We start from the raw sequence: 24,435 nt of genomic DNA, 5'->3' as shown, positions 1-24,435 counted from the left end.
CCCGGCGAGCGGGACTTCACGGCCGTCGCACGCGGCCACGCTCAACCGTGCGTACCGCAAGGACCGTTACGTTGGTACCAAAGCGGCCGTCACGGGCGCAACGTGGATCCGGTCACGCGCTCACCGCACCGGATGGCGCAGGGTCCAGCCCGCCCACGCCGACGAGATCATGTCCTCGACGCCGTACCGCGCCTTCCAGCCCAGCTCGGCGGCGATCCGGTCCGCCGAGGCGACGACGCGCGCCGGGTCGCCGGGTCGGCGGTCGACGACCACGGGAGGCAGGTCGTGGCCGGTGACGGAGGTGATCCGGGCGATCATCTCGCGCACCGAGACACCGTCCCCGCGACCGATGTTGAGGGTGAGGTCCGTGCCCGGAGCCTCGCGCAGCCGCCGCGCGGTGGCGACATGGGCCTCCGCCAGGTCGACGACATGGATGTAGTCCCGGACGCACGTCCCGTCGGGGGTCGGGTAGTCGGCGCCGAAGATGTGCGGCGGGGCACCCTCGGAGAGCTTCTCGAAGACCATCGGGACGAGGTTGAAGACGCCGGTGTCGGCCAGCTCGGGGGCGGCCGCCCCGGCCACGTTGAAGTAGCGCAGGGAGGCCGTCGACATCCCGGTCGCCCGGCCCGTGGCACGCACCAGCCACTCGCCGGCCAGCTTGGTCTCGCCGTACGGGCTCATCGGCAGGCACGGCGTCCGTTCGGTGACGAGGTCACCGTCTCGCGCGGCGGAGGGCATGCCGTACACGGCGGCCGAGGACGAGAAGACGAAGGACGCCACCCCGGCGTCCGTGACCGCCGACAGCAGGGTGCGCAGACCCTCGACGTTCTCCCGGTAGTAGTGCAGCGGACGTTCGACGGACTCGCCGACCTGCTTCTTCGCCGCCAGGTGGACGACTCCGGTGATGCGGTGGTCCCGGAACACCCGGGCCAGCGCTTCCCCGTCGAGGGTGGAGCCGATCTCCAACGGCACACCCTCGGGCACCCGTTCGGCGATTCCCGTGGACAGGTCGTCGTAGACGACGGCCTCTTCGCCCGCGTCGAGCATCGCGCGCACCACATGCGCCCCGATGTATCCGGCGCCACCGGTGATCAGCCAGGTCATGGACGATCGTCCCCTCGTAGTCGTGTGTGGTCGTGTCGACGAAGCGGATGACATCAGGTCGGTCCTCAGTGAAGCAGGCGTTTGAGACGTCGGCGTACGACTTCGGTCAATCCTCGCCAACCGGGCGCGAGTCGCACGGCGAGCGCCCCGGCGTGGGTCGCGTACGGCTGTACGAGGAGCACTCCGTGGCGTGTGCTCGGCAGCGCGCTCCGGCGCAGCAGTCCGGCGCCCGCGAGGGCGTGCGCGGAGGTCTCACGGGGGGAGCCGTTCTCGAACCGCAGGCGCAGTCGCAGGTCCCAGGTGCCGCTGCCCAAGGCCCCAAGGTCCAGCGGGACGTCGGCCGTCCAGCTCTCGCGGTCCGGCTGCGCCGCGAGGGGTGCCGCGGCGCCGAACCCCACGCGCCCGGTCTCGCGTTCCGTGAACTCCACCGTCACCGACTCCGGTCCCGCGTCCGCCATCCGCCCGTACAGCTCGTGCAGGCGTAGCCGGAGGACCGTCCCCCGCGCGCGTGGCCGCAGTTCGGCGTCGACGGCGGCCGGCAGCAGATGCACGGGGCGGACGAGGAGGTGGTCCAGTTCCACCTCGGGCAGATCGGCGGACCAGACGGGCGAGCCGTCGCCCGCGCGGGCGTAGGGCGGGGTCAGCCGGGCCGGGCGTGCCGCGATCTCCTTGAGGCGGCCCAGGTCGCGGGGCTCCTCGGAGGCGAGGATCACCCGGGCGACGACCCGGCCGGGTGCGGGCGCCGGTGTGAAGTCGCCCTCGTCGAAGCCGGCCAGGTACTCGCGCGTCAGGGCCCACCAGTCGCGCCGGTAGTCCGCGCCGCGCAGATCCAGCTCGCGCGCGTACATCCGCAGGGAGTGGTCGAGGAAGCGCGTCCGCGTCGCCCGTGCCAGCCGTTTCTCGCCGGCGCCCAGCAGGATGTCGTACGAGAGCCGGTCGGCCTCGATGCGGGCCCGCCAGTTGGCGATGTCGGAGCGGTCGAGGGAGATGGACAGCCGGGCCGCCGACCGGCGCACGTGCCAGATGTACACCGGGTCCGGGACGAAAGCGACGCGCGGCACGGCGGCCAGCAGGCGCGCGGCGAACACGAAGTCCTCGTACGGGAAGCGGCCCTCGGGGAAGCGGATGGCGTGCTCGCGCAGGAAGGCCGTGCGGTAGAGCTTGTTGACGCAGAGGGTGTCGTGCACCAGGCGCACGTGCCGGGACGGGTCCGCCACCAGCGTGCGCCGGGCGTACAGCTCGGGCTGCCAGGGGGTCTCCCGGCCGGACGGCAACTCCTTGCGCACGCACAGCCCCGCCGCGACCGGTGCGTCATGCTCCTGGGCAGCGCCCAGCAGCGCGGCCGCGGCGCCCGGCGGCAGCACATCGTCGCTGTCCAGGAACATCAGGTACGGCGAGGCCGCGGCGTCCAGTCCGTCGTTGCGCGGGGTGCCGCAGCCGCCGCTGTTGGTCGCGCGTCGGATCACCCTCAGGCGCGGTTCCTCCCGTGCCATCCGTTCCAGCAGTTCTCCGCTGCCGTCCGTCGAACAGTCGTCGACCGCGATCACCTCACCGACGGCCGGCCCCTGGGCGAGCGCCGAACGCACGGCTTCCGCCACATGGGCGGCGTCGTCGTACCCGATGACGACGACGGAGACCTGCGCCTGCTGAAGAGCCATGGTTGCCCCGCACCTATGAGAGGTATGTGTGCAATATTCCCTTAAGAGGGACTTCGCGGCCCCGTGGGGAAGATGGCGTGGGGGAGGTCGGGGTTCCGTTTGGCGTCGCCGGATTCCGTCGGGCCGCTCGGGCGGCTCGCGTGAGCCCCGGGACGGCCCGGGTCGTTCGGGTCGGAGTGCCCCGAGGTGCCCCGCCACAACCGTGTGAAGGACAGGCCCGCCGCGACCGCCAGGAGTCCGTTGCGCGCGACCATCAGCAGGCAGCCCTTCCAGGTGGAGGCGGCGACCTCGTCGTACATGACGGGGTAGACGAGGGTGGTGAGCGCCGTCGCCGCGACGAGCAGCGCGGCCACCGGGCGCTGGGTGGTGTGCCGCGAGGTCAGACACACGGCGGCCAGGCCGACGAGCCACACCAGGTACTGGGGGCTGATGACCCGGCTGGTCACCGTGAACAGCAGGACGGCGGTCAGGGCAGCGTCGTACGGGGTCGCCGGTGACCAGCGGCGGGCCCGCACCCGCCACAGCAGCAGCGCGCCCAGCGCTAGTGCGGTGAGCGCGAGGGAGGCGGCGGCCACGGAGGAGACGTACGGGCCGAGGAACTCCAGCGAGCCGTAGCGGTGGCGTACCGTGCCCGGCCAGCCGGCCCGGCGTGCGAGGCCCAGGACCGTGCCGCCGAACGACTCGATCTGCACGCCCCGGCCGCCCTGCTGGCGCAGGAAGTCGAACGGGTCCCTGAACAGCGCGGCGAGCGCGGCCAGCAGCACGCCGGCCGTGACCGCGGCCGCCGTGCAGGCCTCCCGTGTGGTGCGGCCCCTCGGTGTGCCGATCAGGGTGAGCGCCGGCCACACCTTCACCAGCGCGCCGACGGCCGCGAACGCGCCGCACGCGCGCGTGGAACGCGACAACGTCAGCAGGGCGATGACGGCGCAGGCGGTGGCCTGCACGTCGTAGCGCACGAGGGGGAGGAAGAGGAGCAGTGGCAGTGCTCCGGTCCACAGGGCCGCCCCGCGCAGACTGCGGCCGGGGCGTACGCCCGCGCGCGCGAGGGCGATCGTGACGACCGCGTCCGTGGCGAGGGTGAGGACCACGAAAGCCTGGAAGTACGTCAGTCCCGGCAGCAGGCCGGGGGAGAGGAGCACCGGGCCCGCGCCGGGCGGGTACTGCCAGAGCCGGTCGCCCGACGGATACGTACCGGTCGCGAGGGCGCCGTACCAGCGGGCGTACAGCTCATGCACCTCGCGCGCGACACCACCCTCGCCCAGGGGGCCGAGGTGGTTGTGCGCGAGCAGCCACAGCATCAGGGCGCGGGTGGCGAGCCAACCCAAGGTGAGAGGTCTCATCAGGGCGGATCGTAAAGTATGGAAAGCCGCATATGTGGCAATATGCCGCCGGGGCGCGCCGCCCACCTCCGCCGAGCCGGGGGTGCCGCCCCGCCGGCCGCGGCTGCCGCCTGCGGGTCCGGTGCCGCCGCCGGCCGCCCGTCGGCCCGGCATCGGCCCGGGTCGGGCCGTGTCTACTCGGCCGCACTCTCCAGAGCCGCCTCGTCCAGGGCGGTCGTCAGGCGGTCCAGGCGGTCGCGCAGGTCGCGGATCTCGTCGATGTCGAAGGCGGTGGCGGAGACGATGCGGCGCGGGACGGCCAGGGCGCGTTCGCGCAGGGCGGTGCCCTCGTCGGTCGGGCGCACGACCACCGACCGCTCGTCGTGGGCGCTGCGTTCACGACGTACGAGACCGGCCGCCTCCAGCCGCTTCAGCAGCGGCGACAGTGTCCCGGAGTCGAGCCGCAGATGCTCGCCCAGTTTCTTCACGGGCAGCTCGCCCCGCTCCCACAGCACCAGCATCACCAGGTACTGCGGATAGGTGATCCCCAGGTCCTTCAGGACGACGCGGTAGACGCTGTTGAAGGCGCGCGAGGCGGCGTGCAGGGAGAAGCAGATCTGCCGGTCGAGACGGAGGAAGTCCTCCTCGCGGACCTGCTCGGAGGCCTGGTTGGAGATCTGGTTGGAGATCTGGTTGGAGATCTGCCCGGAGACCTCCTGGGGGTTCCCCTCGGATGAGGTGGCGGCGCTCGTGGTCATGGCTCCAGCGTACCTCGCGCCCGCCATTTAGTTGTAGGCAATTGAATTGTGTGCTCTAATTATCCCGTGAACGGCGGCCGGACCGGGCCGCCGGACGTGACATGACCTGTGAAAGGGATGGTTCTCCCATGGACGCGCTCTACACCGCTGTCGCCACCGCCACCCACGGCCGCGATGGTCGCGCCGTCACCAACGACGGCAAGCTCGACCTCGACCTGGCCCTCCCGGTGGAGCTCGGAGGCAACGGTCAGGGCACCAACCCGGAGCAGCTCTTCGCCGCCGGCTACGCCGCCTGTTTCGCCAGCGCCCTCGGCCTCGTCGGCCGCGCCGCCAAGGTCGACGTCAGCGACGCCGCGGTGACCGCCGAGGTCGGCATAGGTAAGGAGGGTGAGGGCTTCGCCCTCAAGGCCACCCTCCGCGTCGAGCTCCCCGACTCCGTCGACGAGGCCACCGGCCGCAAGCTCGTCGAGCAGGCCCACCAGGTCTGCCCCTACTCCAACGCCACCCGCGGCAACATGCCGGTCGAGCTGGTCGTCGAGTAGTCACCCGACCGGGAAGGCCTCCGGTCACCCGACCGGGGAAGGCCTCGCGACCGGGGAAGGCCTCGCGACCGGGGAAGGCCTCGCGGATCGCTCCGGACCACCCCTCACGGGGCGATCCGCGCCAGCACCTCCCCCGTCCGACGGCTCCAGTCCACCACCACCGCCTCCTCGGGCACCTTCCGCCAGCGGGTCAGCAACAGCCACTTGACCCCGTAGCGCCGTGCGACCAACCCCCGCCGGGCCCGAGTCGACGCGGGGTCGAGATACGCCCGCACATCCGCGTACCGCCGCACCCGCTCCCCCTCGTCCAGCGCAGGGTCGGGCCACGTCGGCGCCGCCATGTTCACCCCGTACCCGGCGATGGCGTGCCCCGCGAAGTACCCGTCGGTGATCAGCACGTCCCCCGCCCGTACGTGCCGCGCCACCCACCCGTACGAAGGCCAGCGCGGCGGTTGGTCGAAGCCGACCGGATCCACCGCCCGCGGTACGACCGCCCCGGCCTGCACGGTCAGAAAGCCCACGCAGACCCCGGCGGCGGCGGCCCCGCCCAGTAGCCGCCGCGCCCACCCCCACGGGCGGGGCGCCGCCAGCTCCACCGCCAGGGCGAACTGCGCCGGGACCGCCGCGAGTCCGAGCGCCCGCCCGTACGTGTGGTGCCCGCTGACCCAGCCGTACGCCACCACCAGGCACTCCGCCGTGAACATCAGCACCAGCGGGTCCCTCGGCGAGCGGCGCCCCCGCGCCCACAGTGCCGGCAGCCCCAGCAGCGCCAGCCAGAGATGCCCGGCCATGTTCGCGTACAGGCCCCGGTGCATGGCGTCCACGCCCGAGTTCCCGGCCAGCGACAGGATGTCGTAGTACGGCCAGGACACCGCGACCGCCGACGCCACCCCGCAGGCCAGGGCCCACCGGCCCACCGCCAGGCCCCGCCGGTCCCGCTGGAGGGCCACCACGATCGCCAGGGCCCCGGCCGCCGCGCCCACCGCCGTGATCGGATGCACCAGGACGATCAGCCCGTACGACGCGCCGATCCCCGCGTACGCCCAGACGCTGCCGAGGCCACTCGGCCCCACATAGCGCACGCCCCGCGCCGACCCGCCGCCGCGCGCGCGTGCCGCCGTCCACGCCCACGTCCAGAACGTCAGCCCGGTGGCGAACGCCGACGGGTAGCCGAGGTTCGTGGTCATCGACATCAGGCCGAGGTAGCCGCTCCAAAGGATCCGCTCGGTGCCCCACAGCAGCGTCATGAACAGCGGCGCGAGGACCGGCGCCCAGGGCCGGGGCGTCAGCACGCGCACGAAGCGGCCGATCCCGGTGAGCAGCACCAGCAGGTTCACCGGCCCGGCGAGCTTCACCAGTGACCATCCGCTCAGCCCGGTCAGCCGCGCGAGAGCACCCTGCGCCACGGCGTACGGGGAGTAGTACGGGCTGCCCGCGCCCGGCAGGTCGGCGGTCGGGTGGGCCGGATGCAGCAGGTTCCAGCGGAGGCGTTCGACGACCGCGGCGTGCTGGCCGGCGTCGCAGCACAGCGGCACCCGCCAGTACGCCAGCGTCATCACCAGCCAGAACAGCCCGCCCATCACGACATACGGAGTGGGCCGCCGGGTCAGCCAGGTGCGGCCGCCGCGCAGCGCGGTGGCGCCGAGGGCGAGGCGGTGGCGGAGCCGGACGCGGGTGCCGGCGCCCGAGGGACCGGGGCCGGAATGTTGACCGGTCTGGGCACTATGGGGCATTTGCCGTGTATTCCCGTGCGGGTCAACGGCTTAGCCGGTGGTCACCACATCGAGTGAGGTGCGGGGAGCGGTGATCCGTTCCAGCAGGAGCGGCAGGCCCAGCACCGGCAGCAGCCACGCCACCACGATCAGCCGGTCGCCCCAGATGCCGATGTCCGGGTGCCCGGCCTGGTTGAGGAACCCGGTGGCCGCGCCCGCGAGCACGAACCACCCGAACACCGGACGCTGCCGCAGCGCGCCCCACGCACCCGCCCCCAGCACGGCCGGGAACAGCGGCTGTGTGAGCTGCCGGCGCACCCACTCCACCCAGAAGTTGAACTCCAGATGCAGGAACTCCGGCCAGGGCCGTTCCCGGTCGGGCCGGGTGAAGTGAGCGGTGAGCAGGTCCTGGAGGCTCTCCGACGACGTCGGGTAGTGCAGCAGCCAGGCGAGCGCCGGCGTGCCCACCACCGCGCCCGCCGACACCGCCCCGACCGCCCGCACCCACCGCTCGACCCGCCCGAGTACCGTGCGCCCGCCGCGCCCTGGTCCCCCGTCAGGCCCGCCGGGCCCCTCGCGCCGTACGCGCCGCAAACCCACCACCGCGCACGCCCCGGCCAGACACGCCCCCAGGAACAGGGCCTGGGAGTGCTTCACCGTGAACAGCGCCAGCAGGGAACCGCCGGTCAGCAGGGTCCCCGCCCGCACTCGCCCCTCCTGCGCCAGCGCGCACCCCCACAGCGCCGCCAGCGTCAGGGCCAGCAGCAACCCCTCGGTCATGGGCCGCATCGCGGTCGTGCCGCAGGGGAGCACGTGGAAGAGCACCTGGCCGGTGAGGGCCACCGGGACCGGGGCGTGGACGGCGCGCAGGACGAGGAAGGCGAGGACGCCGCCGGCCGCCGCGATCAGCACACTCGCCAGCCACACGCCCCAGGTGACCCCGAACACCGCGACGAACGGCGTCAGCAGCACCGGATACCCGGGCCGCGTCTCGAAGATCCGCTGGAACCGCTGCGACGCGAACGGCGCGATGTGCCCGCCCGTCTGCCCGGCCGCCAGCCGCCGGTCCACCGTCCGCCCCAGCTCCCGGCGGCACTCCCGGGCGACCTTCCCCGCCGGGCTCGGCCCGTGGAAGCGCAGCACGTCCACGCTCTGGTTCCGCGCGGCGGTGTGCGCCCGGCTCTCGCAGTAGTGGTCGATGGTCCCGGCCGCCGACTCCCGGATCCCGGCACCCCCCAGACTGAGAGCGTACGAGAGGTAGTTCTTGGTGTCGGGGGTCGCGCGCCCGGTGACACTCGCGAACTGGAGCAGCGCGAAACCCGCGGCGAGCAACAGCACCCACGCCCGCGCACGCGTCGCGCACGTCCGCGCCCGCCCTTCGACCGCGGGCGCCGTCATGACAACACGAGTGAGGAGTCGCCGGTGTCCGTCGACGAGCCGGCCGGCCTGGGCGCGGGAACCGCCTCCGCCCCCTCGCCCAGCATCAGCGTCCGCACCACCCGCTCGGCGGCCCGGCCGTCGTCGAACTCGCAGTACCGCTCCCGGAATCCCGCCCGTAGCCGCGCCGACTCGACGTCCTGCCACTGCCCGGAGTCGAACAGCCAGGCGAGCTCACGGTAGGAACGGGAGACATGGCCGGGCGGGTCGGCGGTGATGTCGAGGTACAGGCCCCGGCTCGCCGCGAAGGCGTCCCGGTCGTCGGCGTGGACCACGATGGGCCGGTCGAGGTTGGCGTAGTCGAACATCAGGGCCGAGTAGTCCGTGACCAGGACGTCGGAGGCGAGCATCACCTCCTCCACGTGCGGCTCGTCCGTCGCGTCGACGACCACACCCCGCCGGTGCAGCTCGGCGAGCCCGAAGCCGCGCGCCGGGCCCTGAGCGAGCGACGGATGCAGCCGTACGACGAGGGTGTGCCCCTCGCCCAGGCTGCGGCGCAGGTCTGCGGCGAACCGGGCGAGGTCGAAGCGTTCGACATGGCCGCCCCGCCGGTAGTCGCGGGGCGTGGGCGCGTACAGCACGACGATGTGCCCGGCCGGGATGCCCAGCCGCTCACGGACCGGCGCGCCGCCGTCCGGCCCGGTGTTCACCAGGACGTCGTTGCGCGGGCTGCCGGTGCGCAGCGAGGTGAAGCCGCACGGGTACGCCCTGCTCCACACCAGCTCCGAGTGGAGGTTGGCGACGAGGCTGTGGTCCCAGCGGTCGGCCCGGCGCAGCATCCGCGGCACATCCACACCGAGCCGGGCACCCGGTTTGCGCAGCAGGTCGGCACCCATGAACTTCAGCGGCGTCCCCTGGTGGGTGTGGACGTGCACGCTGCCCGGCCGTTTGGCGAGGGAGCCGGGCCAGTTGACGTTGTTGACGAAGTACGTCGCCCGCGCGGTCACCCGCAGATACTCGCGCGAGCCCGGCGTCACGTACTCGACGCCCGGCGGCAGCGCCGCCACCCGCTCCGGCCGCACCACCCACACCCCCCGGATGTGCGGGGCCAGTTCGCGGGCGGCCTGGTAGACGGCCGCCGGGTCCCCGAGCACCCCTCGGTGCGAGAACGCCGAGTACACGGCGAGGTCCGGGTCCAGCGGCAACCGCTCGTGGGCCAGTGACCAGCCCCGCCCGATCCGCTCGGCGCCGGCCGCCCGCAGGCGCTCCCCGCGCGTGCCGAGCGCCGTACGCAGGCGCGCGGCCCGCTGCCGGGCACGGTAGGCGGCCCAGCTCCCCTCCAGCACCCGGAACCCGGGGGTCACGGGATCGGTGTCGGACCGGTACTTCCGGTACAGCCCGGCCGTCCGCCGGAAGAACTCGGCCTTGTCGCCGGGCGGCACCCGGTCCGGCTTGGCGAGGATGTCCAGGCAGTGCTCCGCCATCTTGTGCCGCACGTACGGCCGCCAACGGGCCAGCTCCGGACGCGACTGAAGGTAGCCGAAGACCCGCTCGTACTGGTCGTGGACGTCGAAGTGCCTCCGGCTGGTGGTGGTCAGGATGTTGCCCTGCCGCCGCTGCCGGTAGGCGACGCAGATCCGGTCCAGCGTGGCGATCCGCCCGGCGCTGAACAGCACCGGGAACGTCCAGGGCGTGTCCTCGTAGTAGCCCGGCGGGAACCGGAACCCGTGCGCCTCGACGAACTCCCGCCGGTACGCCTTGTTCCAGACCACCATCAGCAGTTCGAGGATCTCCGGGTGCTCGGTGACCCTGAACGTGCCGGGCCCCGTCCTCGCGAGCACCTCGGCGAGGGCGTTGCGGCGCGTTCCGCCCCACCAGTACGTGCGGGCGTAGTCGAAGACCAGCACATCGGGGTCGCCGGCCTCGTCGAGCCGGTCGGCCAGCGCCCGCAGGGCACCCGGGGTGAGGGTGTCGTCGCTGTCGAGGAAGAGGAGGAAGTCCCCGGTGGCGTAAGGCAGTGCGGCGTTGCGGGCGCGGCCGAGGCCCACGTTCGCCGGCAGGTGCACCACCCGTACACGAGCATCCCGGTCCGCGTACGCGTCGAGGATCTCGCCGCTGCCGTCCGGTGAGCAGTCGTCGACGGCGATGACCTCCACGTCCCCGTACGACTGTTCGAGGACCGAGTCGAGGCACTCGCGCAGAAAGCCCCGGACCTTGAAGACGGGGACGATGACACTGAAGCGGGGCATGTCCGTCAGCTCCTCACGAGGGTCGCGGCGGCGGGCGCCGGGGCCGGGGTGCGTTCGGCGAGGGGCACGACGGGTGGCAGCGCCTCCGGCGGCTCGCCGAGGAACACCCGCCGTACGACCCGCTCGGCCGCCCGGCCGTCGTCGAACTGGCAGAACCGCTCCCGGAACGCGGCCCGCAGGGCGTCGGCCTCCGCGTCCGCGTACGAACCGTCACGGAACAGCTGCGCCAGCTCCCGCTCGGTGCGGGCGAGACGGCCGGGTGGCGCGGCCGGCAGGTCGAAGCAGACGCCCCGGGTCTCCCGGTAGACCTCCCAGTCGTCCGCGTGGATCACGATGGGCCGGTCGAGGTTGGCGTAGTCGAACATCAGGGAGGAGTAGTCGGTGATCAGCGCGTCGGAGGCGAGGCAGACGTCCTCGGTGGAGCGGTGCCGGGTGACGTCGATGATCCGGTCGTCACTCGGGGCAGCCGCTTCACCGGCCGTGCCGTCGTCGTAGAAGTAGTGCGCCCGCAGCAGCACCACGAACCCCTCGCCCACCGCATCGCAGAACGCCGCCAGATCGAGCCGGGCGTCGTAGCCGGTGGAGTGGTCGCGGTGGGTGGGGGCGTAGAGCAGGGCCTTCTTGCCCTCGGGGACACCGAGTTCGCGTCGTACACGGGCCACGTCCGCCGCCGTCGCCGTGTAGTACACGTCGTTGCGCGGATAGCCGTACTCCAGTTGTTCGTAGGTGCCCGGGAAGGCCCGCTCCCAGGTCTCCGTCGAGTGCCGGTTCGCGCAGAGGTTGAAGTCCCAGCGGTCCACCCGCCTGAGCAGGCCCGTGAAGCTGCCGGTCACGGCGGCCACCACCGGATACGTGGACTGGTCGACACCCATCGTCTTCAGCGGGGTCCCGTGCTGGGTCTGGAGGTGGACGCTGCCGGGGCGTTTGACGACCGCGTCCGCGAAGTTGGCGTTGTTGACGAGGAACTTGGCGCGGGCCAGTACCCGCCAGTGGCGCCGGCTGCCGATGACGGCGTACTCGACGTCCTCCGGGAGGTGGGGCACCGCGTCGGGCTCCACGAGGAACACCGGGCGCAGGTGGGGGGCGAGTTCCCGGGCCTTGGCGTGGATCGCTGCCGGGTTGCAGGTGACACCACGGCCCCAGAACGCGCAGTACACGACCAGGTTCCTGTCCAGCGGGAGACGGCGCTGAAGGGCGTACAGGGCGCGAGTGAGGGGCGCGCGGGGGCGGGGGAGCGCCGCGAGGGCCCCGGCCGCCGCGCGGTGGGCGGCGCGCAGGACCCGGAACACGGCGTACGAGCCGGACGCGAGCAGCCGGTGCTGCGCCCCGAGGCTGCCGCCGGGCGGGCGGAAGTCGGCCGGGAGGTGCCGGCGGTAGAGGTGCGCGGCGCGGCGGAAGAAGGCCCGGCGGTGGCCGACGGGCAGGCGCTCCGGGTGCGCGGCGCTCCTCAGCACGGCCGCGAAAAGCTGCTCGAACAGAGCCGCCGTCAGACCCTGCCGGGCCGTGGCCCGGGCCAGCACCAGCTCCACCTGGTCCAGGAGGTCCAGCTGCCGCTCGCCCGGCACGTTCAGCCGGCTGCCCTGCCGGCGCAGCAGATGCCGTACGCAGACCGTGCCCCGCAGCTCGGCCGTCCGGTCGGCGGCGAGCGCGACCAGGCCGTTCCAGCCGAGGTCGGTGAAGTGGCCGATGGGGAAGGTGAGGTGGTGTTCCGTGAGGAAGTCCCGGCGGTAGGCCGCGCTCCACGCCGGAGCGTGGACACCCGTCGGGTGGACGACCGTCGTACCGCCCTCCCACCAGTGCGCGCGTTCGTGCGGGAAGTACAGGACGTCGGGGTCACCGGCCTCACCGAGCCGGTCCGCGATCGCCCGCAGCGCGCCCGGGGCGAGGGTGTCGTCGCCGTCCAGGAACAGGACGTACGTCCCGTGCGCCGCGGCGAGCCCCGCGTTGCGGGCCGCGCCCAGGCCCGCGGCGGGCGGGGACTCCACGGGGGCGACCCGGGTGTCCCTGCCGGCGTACGCGGCGGTGACCGCCCCCGCCGGGGAGTCCGGCGCGTCATGGACCGGGATCAGCTCCAAGTCGCCGAACGGTTGGGTGAGGACAGAGTCCAGGGCGAGGGGCAGGCGCCCTTCGACACCGTGCGTGGGGACGATGATGCTGAAGCGGGGCATTCTGTCCTTTCGGTCGGTCGCGGGAGAGCGCGGGGAAGCGGGTGCGTCGGCGGGTGCGGGCGGGTGGGGGGTTGCATCGCGCAGTTCCCCGCGCTCCTGAAGGACAGGGCCCCTGCGGGCCGAGAAGCACGGGGCGCAGCCCTTGCTTCCAGGGGCGCGGGGAACTGCGCGAGCAACCCCCACACCCCGCACTCGCCTACGCACCCGAACCCCCGGGCCGGAACGCGCACGGGGACTACTGGCGCAGGGGGTCGCCAGGGTCCGGCAGGGACTGCCCCGGCACCGTCGCCAGTGGGGACGACGGACGGGCCGCGGCGGCGGACGGGACGGGGTGGCGGTCGGACAGGCGGACGAAGTCGACCGGCGAGGTGTCGCCCAGCAGCACCCGTCGTACGACCCGCTCCGCCGCCCGCCCGTCGTCGTAGGGGCAGAAGCGGTCACGGAACGCGGCCCGGAGCTGGGCGGAACGGGACCCCTGCCAGTGCCCGGTCGCGAAGATGTCGATCAGTTCGTCCTCGCTGCGGGCGACCGCTCCCGGCGGGGCGGACCGCAGGTCGAAGTAGGTGCCGCGCGCCGCCTCGTACGCCTCCCAGTCCTCCGCGTGGATCACGATGGGCCGGTCGAGGTTGGCGTAGTCGAACATCAGGGAGGAGTAGTCGGTGATCAGCGCGTCGGAGGCGAGGCACAGGTTCTCGACGCTCGGGTAGGCCGTGACGTCGAGGAGCCTGCCGTGCGCCAGATCCGTCAGCGGGCCGCCGTACGCGTGATGCGCGCGGGCCAGGATCACGAAACGCGGGCCGAGCTTGCGCAGGACGCGCTCCAGGTCCAGGTGGGCGCGTTGCGAGTGGCGGTAGTCGCGGTGCGTGGGGGCGTACAGGACGGCGACCGCGCCCTCGGGGATGCCCAGGTGCTCGCGGATGCGGGCCACATCCGTCGAAGCGGCCCTCTGGAACACGTCGTTGCGGGGCGAGCCGAATTCGAGGGTCGTGTACGCGGACGGGTAGACGCGCTCCCAGACGAGAGTGGAGTGGCGGTTGCCCGACAGGACGTAGTCCCACTGGTCGCTGCCGCGCAGCACGGCCGCGAAGTCCGTGCCGCGCGCGGCGGCGGGCCGGTCCTGGAGGTCGAGGCCCATGTGCTTGAGCGGGGTGCCGTGCTGGGTCTGGAGAAGGACCTGGCCGGAGCGCTTGACCAGACGGCGGTCGAAGTCCACGTTGTTGACCAGGTACTTGGAGCGGGCGAGCGCCGTCCAGTACGCCATCGAGCCGGGGACCACACGCCGGGTCGCCACCGGAAGGGTGTGGTGGTGCTCCGGGCGTGCGACCCACGAGGTGCGCATCCTGGGGACGTACGTACGGAACGCGTTCTCCAGGGCGGCCGGGCTGCACACATAGCCCCGGCCCCCGTACGCGGCGAACACCGCCCGGTCGGCACGCAGCGGGAGGAGGCGCTGGACGCGGTAGTGGACGCGGAGCCCGCCGGCTCGCACCAGACCGGCCAGGCCCCGCACCAGGCGTCCGGCGCGCCGGCCCAGCCGGGCCACGGTCCACAGGGCGCGGCGGACACGCCGGCCGCCCGGCTTCAGGAGGGCGTGCCGCAGTCGGGCGCGGACGGGGGCGCCCGGAGTGCGGTAGCGGGCGCAGTGCGCGCGGACCGTTCGCAGGAACTCGGCGCGGGCGGCGCGCGGCAGCCGGTGGCGCCGGGAGAACACGGCATCGAGGTGGTCGACCATGCGCCGGAACAGCACCGGACGCCACTGCGCCAGCTCCGGCCGCTCGTCGACGAAGGCGAACACCCGGTCGTACTGCTCGAACACGTCGAAGTGACCCCGAGTGGTCGCTCCGAGCAGGCTGCCGTGGCGGCGCCGACGGTGGTGGACGCATACCCGGTCGAGCGTGGCGACGGACTCGGCGGTCATCAGGACCGGGTACGTCCACGCCGTGTCCTCGTAGATCCCGGGCGGGAACCGGAAGTCGTGGTTCTCGACGAACTCCCGCTTGTACGCCTTGTTCCAGGCCACCGGGCGGACGTCCAACAGGCCCGGTCGGTCGTCGAGGCGGAAGGGGGCCGGGCCCTGCTCGGTGAGTCGCGGGGCGTGTGCGTCGCGGACCGGCTCGCCCGACCAGGAGGTACGCGCGAAGTCGTGGACGAGCACGTCGGGTTCGCCGGTCTCCTTGACGCGGTCGGCGATCGCCTGGAGCGCGCCCGGCGTGAAGGTGTCGTCGCCGTCGAGGAAGAGGAGGTAGTCGCCCCTGGCGAACTCCATCCCCTTGTTGCGGGCGGCACCCGGCCCCTTGTTCTCCCGCAGGCGCACCGGGCACCGCACACGGGGATCGCGGGCCGCGACCTCGTCGACGATCGCGGCGCAGCCGTCGGGCGAGGCGTCGTCGACGACGATCAGTTCGAGGTCGGTGAAGGACTGGGACAGCACGGAATCCAGGCATTCGTGCAGGTACGCCTGAACCTTGTACGCGGGGACGATGACACTGAACCTGGGCAAGGGGGACATCCATGGGTCGGCGCGGGCATACTGCCCGGAAACCGCCGATGCGATGATTTGGTTACGTTGTGTGTGCCATACGGGGGATTTCGCTGGGGGTTGGGGGCGTGCGGGCGTGAACTTGTGGGTGAGTAAAGCGAGTTCGCGCGGTTGGCTCCGCCTGGGGGCGCGGGGGCGCGGGGGCGCGGGGGAGCTCGGGGGCCCGTGTGTGGGCGGGTGCGGGTGGTGTGTGGTGGCTCGCGCAGTTTCCCGCGCCCCTGAAAGCAGGGGCCGCGCCCCTGCTTTCATCGGCCCGTGGCACCGTGCCTTTCGAGGCCGCCGGCCACCGCAGGCCTTTCAGGGGCGCGGGGAACTGCGCGACCAGCCCCCACTCACCCGCATCCGCCACACAACGGGTCACCCCGAGCCCCTGGGCGCCCGGACGGTCACTTCACCGCCCCCGCCATCACCCCCGACACGAACTGCCGCTGGAACGCGAAGAACACGGCCAGCGGGATCACCATCGAGATGAACGCACCCGGCGCCAGGACCTCGATGTTGCTGCCGAACTGCCGTACCTGCTGCTGGAGCGCGACGGTCAGCGGCTGGGAGTCGGAGCTGGAGAAGACCAGCGCGACCAGCATGTCGTTCCACACCCACAGGAACTGGAAGATCCCGAGCGACGCGAGCGCCGGCGCGGCCAGCGGCAGCACCACCGTCGCGAACAGCCGCATCTCACCCGCCCCGTCGAGCCGCGCCGCCTCCAGCAACTCGCGTGGGATCTCCGCGAAGAAGTTCCGCAACAGGAAGATCGCGAACGGCAGTCCGAAGCCGACGTGGAACAGCACGACCCCGATGATGTCGCCGAAGATGCCGAGGTCACGGAAGAGCCCGGAGAGCGGGATCAGCGCCACCTGCACCGGCACCACCAGCAGCCCCACCACGACCATGAACCACCAGTCGCGGCCCTTGAAGTCCATCCAGGCGAAGGCGTACCCGGCCATCGCGCCGATCAGGACGACCAGCAGCGTCGCCGGGACCGTGATCCAGACCGTGTTGAACAGGGCGCTGGAGATGTCGTCGTTCTCCAGGAGCGACTGGTAACTCTTCGTGGTGAGTTGGGCCGGTGCCGAGAACACCTTCCACCACCCGGAGGTGGCGATGTCGGTCGGATCGCGGAACGACGACACCAGCAGCCCGAAGGTCGGTACCAGCCAGAACAGCGCCACGAGCAGCAGGAAGACCCGCAGCGCGCCGCCCGCCGTGCCGCTCGCCAGCCGGGCGGCGACGGACCGCCTGGCGGGTACGGGGGCCTCGCGCGGCGGAGTCCTCGGCGCGGGCGTTTCGACAGCGGTCACCGCTGGCGCTCCTTCCTGAGCCGCCGGATGTTGACCCACATCACCGGCAGCACGAGCAGCAGCAGGACCACACCGATCGCGCTGCCGACGCCGAAGTCGCCCCCGCCGCCGTAAGACACCAGGTAGAGCTGCAGTGCCAGGACGTTGGCGTCGTCCTGGGTGGGCTGGGGCGCGATGATGTAGACGAGGTCGAAGACCTTCATCACATTGATCATCAGCGTGACGAGGACGACCACCAGGACCGGCGCGAGCAGCGGAACCGTGACTTTCCGGAACACCTGCCACTCGTTCGCCCCGTCGACACGCGCCGCTTCGAGGAGATTCCGGTCGACACCGGCCAGCCCCGCCGCGATCAGCACCATCGCGAAGCCGGCCCACATCCAGATGTACGAGCCGATGACGGCCGGGGTGACGAGGGCCGGGCCGAGCCAGTCGATGCCGTTGTAGGGCGCGGCGAAGTTCGAGCCCGGCAGCCGGAGCCGGGACCCGTCGGCCGATTCCGGAAGGCTGAAGGTGCCGTCGGCGCCGCTGGTCGCGGTGGCGACGACCTTCCCGTCCTTCACCGCCTCGACCTCGACGCCCTCCAGCGCCTTCTCACCCGGGTCCACGGCCCCCTTCTCACCGCCGCCACCGAGCCGGAAGTCCAGCCAGACGGTGCCGGTGACCCCGCTGCCGGTGGCGGCCTTCGCGTCCTGCGCGCCGCCGGGCAGCCGGTTGGGCGCGATACCGACGAGGGGGAGCAGGGCGGGAGTACCGGCCCGTACGGGCCCCTCCGTCGTGAACGCCCCCCCTCCGGACGGCCGCAGATCGCTGACCTGGGCGTTGGGCCGGGCCTTCGGATACACCGACTCGTCGACGAACACGTCGTGCACGGACGTGACGATCGCGTTGGCGACCCCCTGCTCCGGATCCTGCTCGTACACCAGTCGGAAGATGATGCCCGCGGCCAGCATCGAGATCGCCATCGGCATGAAGACGATCAGCTTGAACGCCGTTCCCCAGCGCACCCGTTCGGTCAGCACCGCGAAGATCAGACCGAGCGCGGTGACCAGTGCCGGGGCGACCGCGACCCAGATCGCGGTGTTGCGTACGGCGATGAGGGTGGAGTCGTCGGTGAAAATCTCGGCGTAGTTGTCGAGGCCGACGAAGCCCGAGCCGTCCGCGTCGAACAGGCTCCGCCAGACCGAGTACCCGATCGGGTAGACCACGAGCGCGCCGAGCAGCACCAGCGCGGGCAGCAGAAACAGTCCCGCCACCCACCACCGGGTGCCCGTCACGCTCTTGCGCGATGCGGCGGGGGGCGTCGGCAGTGTGCCGGCGCCCCCTGCCGTCTTCGTCACGGCGGACGACATGGGTCGCCGTCAGCCGTTCCCGTAGGCCTTGGCCGCGTCGGTCTCCAACTGCTTCTGGGCACCGGCCACGTCGTCGGGATTCTTCAGGAAGTCCTGAAGGTCCTTCCACTCACCGACGCCCTGCGTGCCGCCGAACGCCGCCGGGGCCTGGTCCGACATGTCGAAGCGGAAGTCGTCACCCGCCGCGAGCAGTGCCTTGGCGATCTCCCGGGTCACATCGTCCTTGTAACTTCCCTGGTCCATTTCCTTGTTGGGGGAGAGGAAGCCGCCCTGTGCCGCCCAGATCTCCGCCGCGTCGGTCGAGGCGAGGAAGGTGAGCAGCGCCTGCGCGCCCTCGCCGTCCTTCAGCGCCACGGCCGCGTCGCCGCCGGTGACCACGGGGGAGTCGTCACCGACCGCCGGGAACGGGAAGACCTTGGCGTCCGTGCCGATCTCGGCGTCCGTGTCACCGTTGATGGTGACGGCCACGAAGTCGCCCTCGAAGACCATGCCCGCCGGGGTGTCCCCGCCGAACGTCTGCGTGATCGACTTCGGGTACTCGGTCCGCAGCGCGCCGGACGCCCCGCCCGCGATCAGATCGTCCTCGCCCCACAGCTCGGCCAGCGTGGTGAGGGCTTCCTTCACCGAGGGGTCGGTCCACTTGATCTCGTGCTTGGCGAGCTGGTCGTACTTCTCCGGGCCCGCCTGCGACAGATAGACGTTCTCGAACCAGTCGGTGAGCGTCCAGCCGTCCGCGCCGCCGATCGACACGGCGGGGGAACCGGCGTCGGAGAGCGTCTGCGCGGTCTGCAGGAACTCGTCCCACGTCTTGGGTTCCTGGGTGATCCCCGCCGCCTCGAACGCCGCGGTGTTGTACCAGACGAGGGACTTGTTGGCGGCCTTCGCGTACACGCCGTACTGCTTGCCCTCGTACGCGCCGAGGTCCTTCCAGCCGTCCGAGAAGTTCTTGTCCAGTTGTGCCTGCGCCTCACTGCCGAGCGGTTTCACCCAGCCCTTCTCGGCGAACTGGTGCAACACGCCGACCTGCGGCAGGAACGCCACGTCCGGCGGCTTGCCGCCCTCGATCTTCGTCCCGAGGAACGTGGAGGTGTTGTTGCCGGTCGGCACGAACGTCACCGAGGCGCCGGTGCGTTTCTCGAACTCGTCCAGCACCTTCTGGAAGTTGTCCAGTTCCGGTCCCGTGAAGACCGCCGCCACCTCCAGCTTCTGGCCGTCCAGCTTGGGGAGCTGGACGGTGGCCTCGCTGCCGCCGTCCTTGCCCTCGCTCCCGGTGTCGCCACCCTCGTCGCCGTCACCGCCGCATGCGGTGAGGGAGAGCGCGAGGACGCCTGTGGCGAGGGCGACGAGGGTCTTGGAAGCGGAGGGAGGGAATGGACGGGTGGTGGGTTCGCGAGCGGAATCGAGCTTGCTCGCAGAAAGTAAGCGATGAATACGATGAATGCGACGAATGCTGCGCATCACTGAACCCCGTTCTCCGTGCGTCGTCGAACGTAGAAGCGCTGTCCCGTGCGCTCTGGTCTACGCCGCGTGCCTGAGGGCGGCAAGAGCGCCTACCGTGTCAACGTCTTGATCGTGACCGCGTCGTGACCATGGGATGCCGGAAAGCGCATGCAGGCGTATGCGCCGCAGGGGTGCTTCGTCATGGGCGGAGGTGCGGCGGTGTGCCACGGTCGCTCGCGCGGCGCACGGCGCCCCCTCACCGAGGGCTGCCCGGGTGCGGGCGGACGGTCACAGCAGGGACGGGACGCCCGCCGCCGAGACCTCCCGCGCCGCTCGTTCCAACGCGCTGGCGAGAAGCGCCAGGTCCGTGGGCCCGTTGCCCAACTCCCGTACGGGGCGCCGGGCCGGCGGGTCTCCCATCCGGGCCCAGTCCAGCGGTACGACGGTCGGCCGCAGGGTCGCCGTGCGCGGGATGCGCCCGGTCACCCGCCCGGCCTGGAACGCCGTCGTACGGCCCCCCTCGCCCCGCAACTCGCCCCGGCCGGGGGCCGGTTCGTCCGGACCCGGCACTGGCGCGCTCAGGACCACGCGACTGCCGGCCGCACGCCCCAGCTCACCCTCGCCCGTACGCCCACCCCCGCCGGTCGTGGCGATCAGGTGCACCCCGAGCCGCTCGCCCTCCCGGGCCACCGCCTCCAGTGCCCGCACGACCGAGCCGGCCGCCGGCCGCCCGGTGGAGCCCAGAGGCGGCGACAGCAGGGCGTCCAGGTCGTCGACGATGACGATGAGCCGGGGCAGCTCCGAGGCCGCGTTCCTTCCCGCCGCTCCTTTGCCGTCCTGGTCGCTGTTCCTCCGTCCGGCCCCCGGCCGCAGGCGCAGCGTCGAACTGGAGGACGAGTCGAGATCGGCGGCCCCACCCGATCCGCCCAGCGCGGCCCCGGACACGGCCGCGCCCGGTCCGGAGGCCTCCGGACCCGAGGGCCCGGACATCGCCGCCCCCGTGTTCGGCGCTCCCTGCTTCAACCCGGGCTTCGCCACCGCCCCCGAAGTCGCCGAGCGCTGCGGGACGATGCGGCCGGACACCTCACGCCGGGTGTGCCACTCCATGAACCCGAGTCCGCCGAGCGACTCCGCCCGCCGCTTGAGCTCGGCGCTCAGCGACTGCGCGAACTCCCGCATCCGGACGGGATCGTTGGCGGTGAGATGCGTCCCGACATGGGGCAGGTCGGTACAGACGCCCAGCCCCTCTCCGGTCCGCCCGGCGCCCGCACCGCCGCCACCGCCGTCCCGGCCGTCCACGAGGGCGATGCCCAGTCGGTCGGGTCGCTCGGCGGAGGCCAGGGACGCGGCGACGGCCCGCAGCAGCTCCGTACGACCACTGCCGGCCGGCCCCTCGATCAGCAGATGGGGTCCCTCTGCGACGAGGTCCACGGACACGGGCCCGCGCGGCCCGGCGCCGAGCACCGCCCAGGCCCGTCCGCCGAGCGCCGTCGTGTCGTCGGACGCGTCCGCCCACCGCGCCATCAGCGACGCCGGCGTGGCCCGCGCCAGCCCCAACTCGTCCAGCAGCCGCGCCGACTGCGGCAACGGCGCCGACACGCGCGTCGCCTGTCGGTCCCCGGCCGCTCCGTCCGTCCGCAACGGCGCCAACGCCCGCGCGAACCGCTCCGCCCAGGCCTGCGACACCGCGTCCAGGGTGGCGACCGTGCCCTGGTTCAACAGCCCCGGCGCCGCCTGCGCGTCGAGCGGAGACAGGTCCCTCGCGCCGGGGTGCGTCCGCTCGTCGGCCCCGGTGAGCGCGCTCCCGGCGAGGCCGATGTGGGTGTGCGTACGGCTCACCGAACCGGGGTCCGCCGGACCGGCGGGGTGCGGGCGGCGCTCGGCCTCGGGGCGGCTGGTACGACCGCTGTGACTGGTGTCGCTTGTGCGGGAGGCATCGCCGGTGTGGCCCAAGTCGCCCACGTCGCCGGTGTCGCCGGTGTGGCCGGTGTGGCCGGTGTGGCCGGTGTGGTGCATGTGGTCAGTCCGACGGGTCTGGTCGGCGTGGTCGGCGTGATCGGCGTGATCCGAACGGCCGGGTCGGGGACGGCTCGACGGCGCGTCGGTGGCAGTGTCGCGCGCGGGGTCGGCGGGGCCGGCGGGGCCGGGGAGTGCGGTTCCCGTGCGGCCGGACCGCGCCGAAGCCGTCCGGGCCGCCGGGCTCATGGTCCCGGTGGCGCTCGCCGTGGCGTACACGGACGCGACGCGCAGCAGCCGTAGCGCCGTGGCGACGTCACCGCTGAGCAGGGCGACGGCACCGCACGCGCGGAACACGGGAGAGTCCGCGCAGGCCGCCGCGTACGTCTCCGCCACCGGTGAGGCGGGCGACGCGGACTCCGTCTCCGCGAGGCACACGACATGGATGCCGGCGGCGGGCCCGTCCTGCGCCAGCCGTATCACGGCCTCCCGGACATCCGCGCCCCCGGGGTCGCCGTCCACGATCACCACCGTGTACGGCCCCGAGAAGCCGCCGTCCGCCGGGTCGTCGTCCCGGGCCCAGGCAGGCCTCCGCACGGCCCGGCGCCCGGAAGCGCCCTCGGCCCCGTGCACGGCCTCTCCTCGGCCGGCCTCCGCCGAACGCCCGGCCGTGTGCCCTACCGCTTCCGAGGCCCTGTGGCCGGTCCTGTCGTCCGTCCCGTGGCTCGCCGTGTCCGCGGAGTGGTCCGCCACGCGGCGCAGCAGCTCGTCCAGACGTGCCGTCGTCTGCTCGCGGTCGTAGGCGAGGAGGAGGCGGCAGTCCTGGCCATGGGCGGGGCGGAGGTGGGGGAGCCAGCCGAGCCAGGACCAGTCGGTGGTGCGCTCCTCGGCGCAGCGGGAGCGGTCCGCGCTGATCAGGACAAGCTCCAGCAGGTCGGGGGAGTGCAGCGCGGCGAGCTGGGCGACGACCGCGCGGGTCAGCCCCATCAGCCGGGCGCGCGGCCCGGCCAGCCCCAGCGCGCCGACCTCGCGCAACCCGACGGTCACCGGCACCGCCGGCAGCAATCCCGACCCGTCCGGCGCCGTCCGGTCGGCCGTACCCAGCCGTACCGCCAACGCCTCCGGGTGCCCCGGCCCCCGCTCCCAGAGCCGGGCGCCCGGCCCCAGCGCGGTGAGCAGCAGCGCGGCGGGGTCGGGCCATGTCTCCGGCAGCCGCTCCCCGCCGGCCGAGAGCACCGAGGCCATCGCCCCGCGCTCGTCCTCGTCGTACTCGGCGTCGTACTCGTACGGGTCGTGCTCGGCCCCCGCCTGCCCCCGCCCGCCGGTCAACCGTCGGGCCCAGGCCCCGAACCCACCCCGTTTACGCAGCCCGCGCGGCACATCGGTTCCCCGGAGAGGAGTCCCCTTGCGCGTACCGGACTCGACGGGCTCACCGGCACCACCGGAATCGGCGAGGCCGCCGGGCAGGACCGAACCGCGCGGAACGGCAGAGCCACCGGCCTCGGCAGAGCCACCGGGCGCGGCAGAGCCGCCGTGACGGTCGGATGCGTGCGACCCGTGCGCCCCGTGCGACTCGCCGGACGCACCGGACCCGTGGGGCTCAGCGGGCCTCCAGGAGTCTTCGGGCACGCGGGGCCCGCCGGGCCTCCGGGCACCGTCGGCCCACGTCCGGCCGACAGCGGTCGCGGACCCCGCACCCTCCGCCGCCCACTCGATCCCGGGCGCCCCGCCCTGCCCCGGCACGGTCCGTCGCTCGGCACGACCGTGTGCCGGCCCTTCCACCCCCCGGCCGCCGCCCCCACGAGAGCCGGAGCCGGAGCCGGTCCCGGCTTCCGTCGCTGTACGAGAACCCTCGTCACCCCCGGGCGCTCCCGCCGCCACCCGGACGTGCCCCTCACCGTCCGGCGCGGTGCCGACCCCCCGTACCCCCGAGGACGAGGCCAGTCGGAGTGCGGATTCGCCGATGCGGAGCAGGGCCCCCGGTGCCAGGCGCACCGGGCGGTCGCCCACGCGGGTGCCGTCGAGGGTGGTGCCGTTGGTGGAGCCGAGGTCGACGACGGAGACACGGCCGTCCGCGGAGAGGGTGACCGCGCAGTGGAGGCGGGAGACGTCGGGGTCGTCGAGCGGGACGTCCGCGTCGGCGGAGCGGCCGATGTGGATCTTACCGCCGTGCAGCAGGTGGACGCCGCCGGCGTCCGGGCCGGCCACGACATGGAGCTGGGCGGCCGCTTCGTCGACCTCGGGACCCGGCTCGGCGGGGGAGCCCAGGGAGAGCACGGCGCCGTCGATGAGGGGTGGCTCGCCGAGCGTGCAGCGCTGGGCGTCGAGGCGCTCGGCACCGGCGTACAGCACGACCTGGCCGCCGCCCACCTCCCGGCTGCGCTCCAGCCGCTCCGCACCGCCGTCGCCGACGGCTGCGGCGAGGCCCGAGGCCACGGCGGCGAGGGCCGTCCCGGCGGGCGCCGTGACCAGCACGTCGCAGGCCGTGGCACGTCCTCGCGGCTCCGAGGGCGGTCCCAGCGGGTCTACGACGGTCAGCCGGATCTGCATCGCCGTCAGCGGTCCCTTCCGCGCGGGCACCCGCGACGGCGAGGACGAGACTGCGCGGTCCCCACCGCAGACTTCCCCCACCGCTCACGGGCACGTCGGCCAGTACTGGAGGCATCCTCGCACCTGCCACTGACAACACGCCCGCCGCCCACCGTCAAGTGATCTTGATTGGTCGGCTCTGCCCCCATAAGTGCCTGACCGGTGCCCGCTAGTTGATCAGTTGAGATCGGTCACTTACGTCTCGCGTCCGTATGCGGAATCGCACACGTCCGTCTCCGGCAACCAACCGCCCATGCGTGAGCGTCTTTCCATCGAACGCGCACGGGTATTCGTACGTACTCGCGGAAACGGACACCGACAGGCAGCACACGGCAGGTCGGCCCATCCACGGCGAGCGGACGGGAAGAACCACG

Annotated in this window: 14 protein-coding genes; 1 reads left to right on the top strand and 13 read right to left on the bottom strand. The window is 72.9% G+C overall.

What is annotated here, in order from left to right; translation table 11 throughout:
* Nucleotides 1-120: 120 nt before the first annotated feature.
* From galE to ACFY9I_RS05405, 4 genes are all read right to left on the bottom strand, one after another.
* Nucleotides 121-1,104: a UDP-glucose 4-epimerase GalE gene (galE, locus tag ACFY9I_RS05420; protein ID WP_390996922.1), complete on the bottom strand. Its 984-nt coding sequence runs from the start codon at nt 1,102-1,104 to the stop codon at nt 121-123.
* 65 nt (nt 1,105-1,169) lie between these two features.
* Nucleotides 1,170-2,762, bottom strand: a complete 1,593-nt coding sequence (locus tag ACFY9I_RS05415) for a glycosyltransferase (protein ID WP_390996919.1) — start codon at nt 2,760-2,762, stop codon at nt 1,170-1,172.
* Between the two features lie 41 nt (nt 2,763-2,803).
* Nucleotides 2,804-4,102, bottom strand: a complete 1,299-nt coding sequence (locus ACFY9I_RS05410) for a glycosyltransferase 87 family protein (RefSeq protein WP_390996918.1) — start codon at nt 4,100-4,102, stop codon at nt 2,804-2,806.
* Nucleotides 4,103-4,275: 173 nt separating this feature from the next.
* Nucleotides 4,276-4,839: a MarR family transcriptional regulator gene (locus ACFY9I_RS05405; protein ID WP_390996915.1), complete on the bottom strand. Its 564-nt coding sequence runs from the start codon at nt 4,837-4,839 to the stop codon at nt 4,276-4,278.
* A 128-nt stretch (nt 4,840-4,967) separates the two neighbouring features.
* On the opposite strand from ACFY9I_RS05405, the gene ACFY9I_RS05400 reads away from it, so the two are divergent.
* A complete protein-coding gene (locus tag ACFY9I_RS05400; protein ID WP_390996913.1) occupies nt 4,968-5,381 on the top strand; it encodes an Ohr family peroxiredoxin in 414 nt (137 codons plus the stop codon).
* Nucleotides 5,382-5,485: 104 nt separating this feature from the next.
* On the opposite strand, the gene ACFY9I_RS05395 is transcribed toward ACFY9I_RS05400, so the two are convergent.
* The 9 genes from ACFY9I_RS05395 to ACFY9I_RS05355 all read right to left on the bottom strand — a co-directional run bounded on the left by ACFY9I_RS05395 (nt 5,486) and on the right by ACFY9I_RS05355 (nt 24,022).
* Nucleotides 5,486-7,114, bottom strand: a complete 1,629-nt coding sequence (locus ACFY9I_RS05395) for a hypothetical protein (RefSeq protein ID WP_390996911.1) — start codon at nt 7,112-7,114, stop codon at nt 5,486-5,488.
* Between the two features lie 30 nt (nt 7,115-7,144).
* The gene (locus ACFY9I_RS05390) at nt 7,145-8,491 is read right to left on the bottom strand and encodes a hypothetical protein (protein WP_390996908.1); all 1,347 of its coding nucleotides are present in this window, start codon (nt 8,489-8,491) and stop codon (nt 7,145-7,147) included.
* Nucleotides 8,488-10,719 carry a CDP-glycerol glycerophosphotransferase family protein gene (locus tag ACFY9I_RS05385; RefSeq protein WP_390996906.1) on the bottom strand — a complete coding sequence of 744 codons (2,232 nt, stop codon included), beginning with the start codon at nt 10,717-10,719 and terminating at the stop codon, nt 8,488-8,490. Before ACFY9I_RS05385 ends, ACFY9I_RS05390 begins: the two co-directional genes overlap by 4 nt.
* Before the next feature lie 5 nt (nt 10,720-10,724).
* Complete coding sequence (locus tag ACFY9I_RS05380; RefSeq protein ID WP_390996903.1) at nt 10,725-12,887, bottom strand: CDP-glycerol glycerophosphotransferase family protein; 2,163 nt, start codon at nt 12,885-12,887, stop codon at nt 10,725-10,727.
* A gap of 235 nt (nt 12,888-13,122) precedes the next feature.
* Nucleotides 13,123-15,396 (bottom strand): CDP-glycerol glycerophosphotransferase family protein, encoded by a 2,274-nt coding sequence (locus tag ACFY9I_RS05375; RefSeq protein WP_390996900.1) that lies wholly within the window; start codon nt 15,394-15,396, stop codon nt 13,123-13,125.
* A 416-nt stretch (nt 15,397-15,812) separates the two neighbouring features.
* Nucleotides 15,813-16,724: an ABC transporter permease subunit gene (locus tag ACFY9I_RS05370; protein ID WP_390996897.1), complete on the bottom strand. Its 912-nt coding sequence runs from the start codon at nt 16,722-16,724 to the stop codon at nt 15,813-15,815.
* On the bottom strand, nt 16,721-18,076 hold the full coding sequence (locus ACFY9I_RS05365; protein ID WP_390996894.1) for an ABC transporter permease subunit: 1,356 nt from the start codon (nt 18,074-18,076) through the stop codon (nt 16,721-16,723). The genes ACFY9I_RS05370 and ACFY9I_RS05365 overlap by 4 nt, the downstream gene beginning before the upstream one ends.
* Nucleotides 18,077-18,085: 9 nt before the next feature.
* A complete protein-coding gene (locus ACFY9I_RS05360; RefSeq protein ID WP_390996891.1) occupies nt 18,086-19,534 on the bottom strand; it encodes an extracellular solute-binding protein in 1,449 nt (482 codons plus the stop codon).
* Between the two features lie 270 nt (nt 19,535-19,804).
* Nucleotides 19,805-24,022 (bottom strand): FHA domain-containing protein, encoded by a 4,218-nt coding sequence (locus ACFY9I_RS05355; protein WP_390996888.1) that lies wholly within the window; start codon nt 24,020-24,022, stop codon nt 19,805-19,807.
* Nucleotides 24,023-24,435 lie beyond the last annotated feature (413 nt).

The sequence above is a fragment of the Streptomyces sp. NPDC012510 genome, assembly GCF_042955065.1.
Classification (GTDB): Bacteria; Actinomycetota; Actinomycetes; order Streptomycetales; family Streptomycetaceae; genus Streptomyces.
This window is presented reverse-complemented; position numbering and strand designations above follow the sequence as displayed.

Excerpts from the sequence above, each read along its gene's own strand:
- galE (WP_390996922.1), bottom strand. The coding sequence starts at position 1,104 with ATGACCTGGCTGATCACCGGTGGCGCCGGATACATCGGGGCGCATGTG.
- ACFY9I_RS05415 (WP_390996919.1), bottom strand. The coding sequence starts at position 2,762 with ATGGCTCTTCAGCAGGCGCAGGTCTCCGTCGTCGTCATCGGGTACGAC.
- ACFY9I_RS05410 (WP_390996918.1), bottom strand. The coding sequence starts at position 4,102 with ATGAGACCTCTCACCTTGGGTTGGCTCGCCACCCGCGCCCTGATGCTG.
- ACFY9I_RS05405 (WP_390996915.1), bottom strand. The coding sequence starts at position 4,839 with ATGACCACGAGCGCCGCCACCTCATCCGAGGGGAACCCCCAGGAGGTC.
- ACFY9I_RS05400 (WP_390996913.1), top strand. The coding sequence starts at position 4,968 with ATGGACGCGCTCTACACCGCTGTCGCCACCGCCACCCACGGCCGCGAT.
- ACFY9I_RS05395 (WP_390996911.1), bottom strand. The coding sequence starts at position 7,114 with ATGCCCCATAGTGCCCAGACCGGTCAACATTCCGGCCCCGGTCCCTCG.
- ACFY9I_RS05390 (WP_390996908.1), bottom strand. The coding sequence starts at position 8,491 with ATGACGGCGCCCGCGGTCGAAGGGCGGGCGCGGACGTGCGCGACGCGT.
- ACFY9I_RS05385 (WP_390996906.1), bottom strand. The coding sequence starts at position 10,719 with ATGCCCCGCTTCAGTGTCATCGTCCCCGTCTTCAAGGTCCGGGGCTTT.
- ACFY9I_RS05380 (WP_390996903.1), bottom strand. The coding sequence starts at position 12,887 with ATGCCCCGCTTCAGCATCATCGTCCCCACGCACGGTGTCGAAGGGCGC.
- ACFY9I_RS05375 (WP_390996900.1), bottom strand. The coding sequence starts at position 15,396 with ATGTCCCCCTTGCCCAGGTTCAGTGTCATCGTCCCCGCGTACAAGGTT.
- ACFY9I_RS05365 (WP_390996894.1), bottom strand. The coding sequence starts at position 18,076 with ATGTCGTCCGCCGTGACGAAGACGGCAGGGGGCGCCGGCACACTGCCG.
- ACFY9I_RS05360 (WP_390996891.1), bottom strand. The coding sequence starts at position 19,534 with ATGCGCAGCATTCGTCGCATTCATCGTATTCATCGCTTACTTTCTGCG.
- ACFY9I_RS05355 (WP_390996888.1), bottom strand. The coding sequence starts at position 24,022 with ATGCAGATCCGGCTGACCGTCGTAGACCCGCTGGGACCGCCCTCGGAG.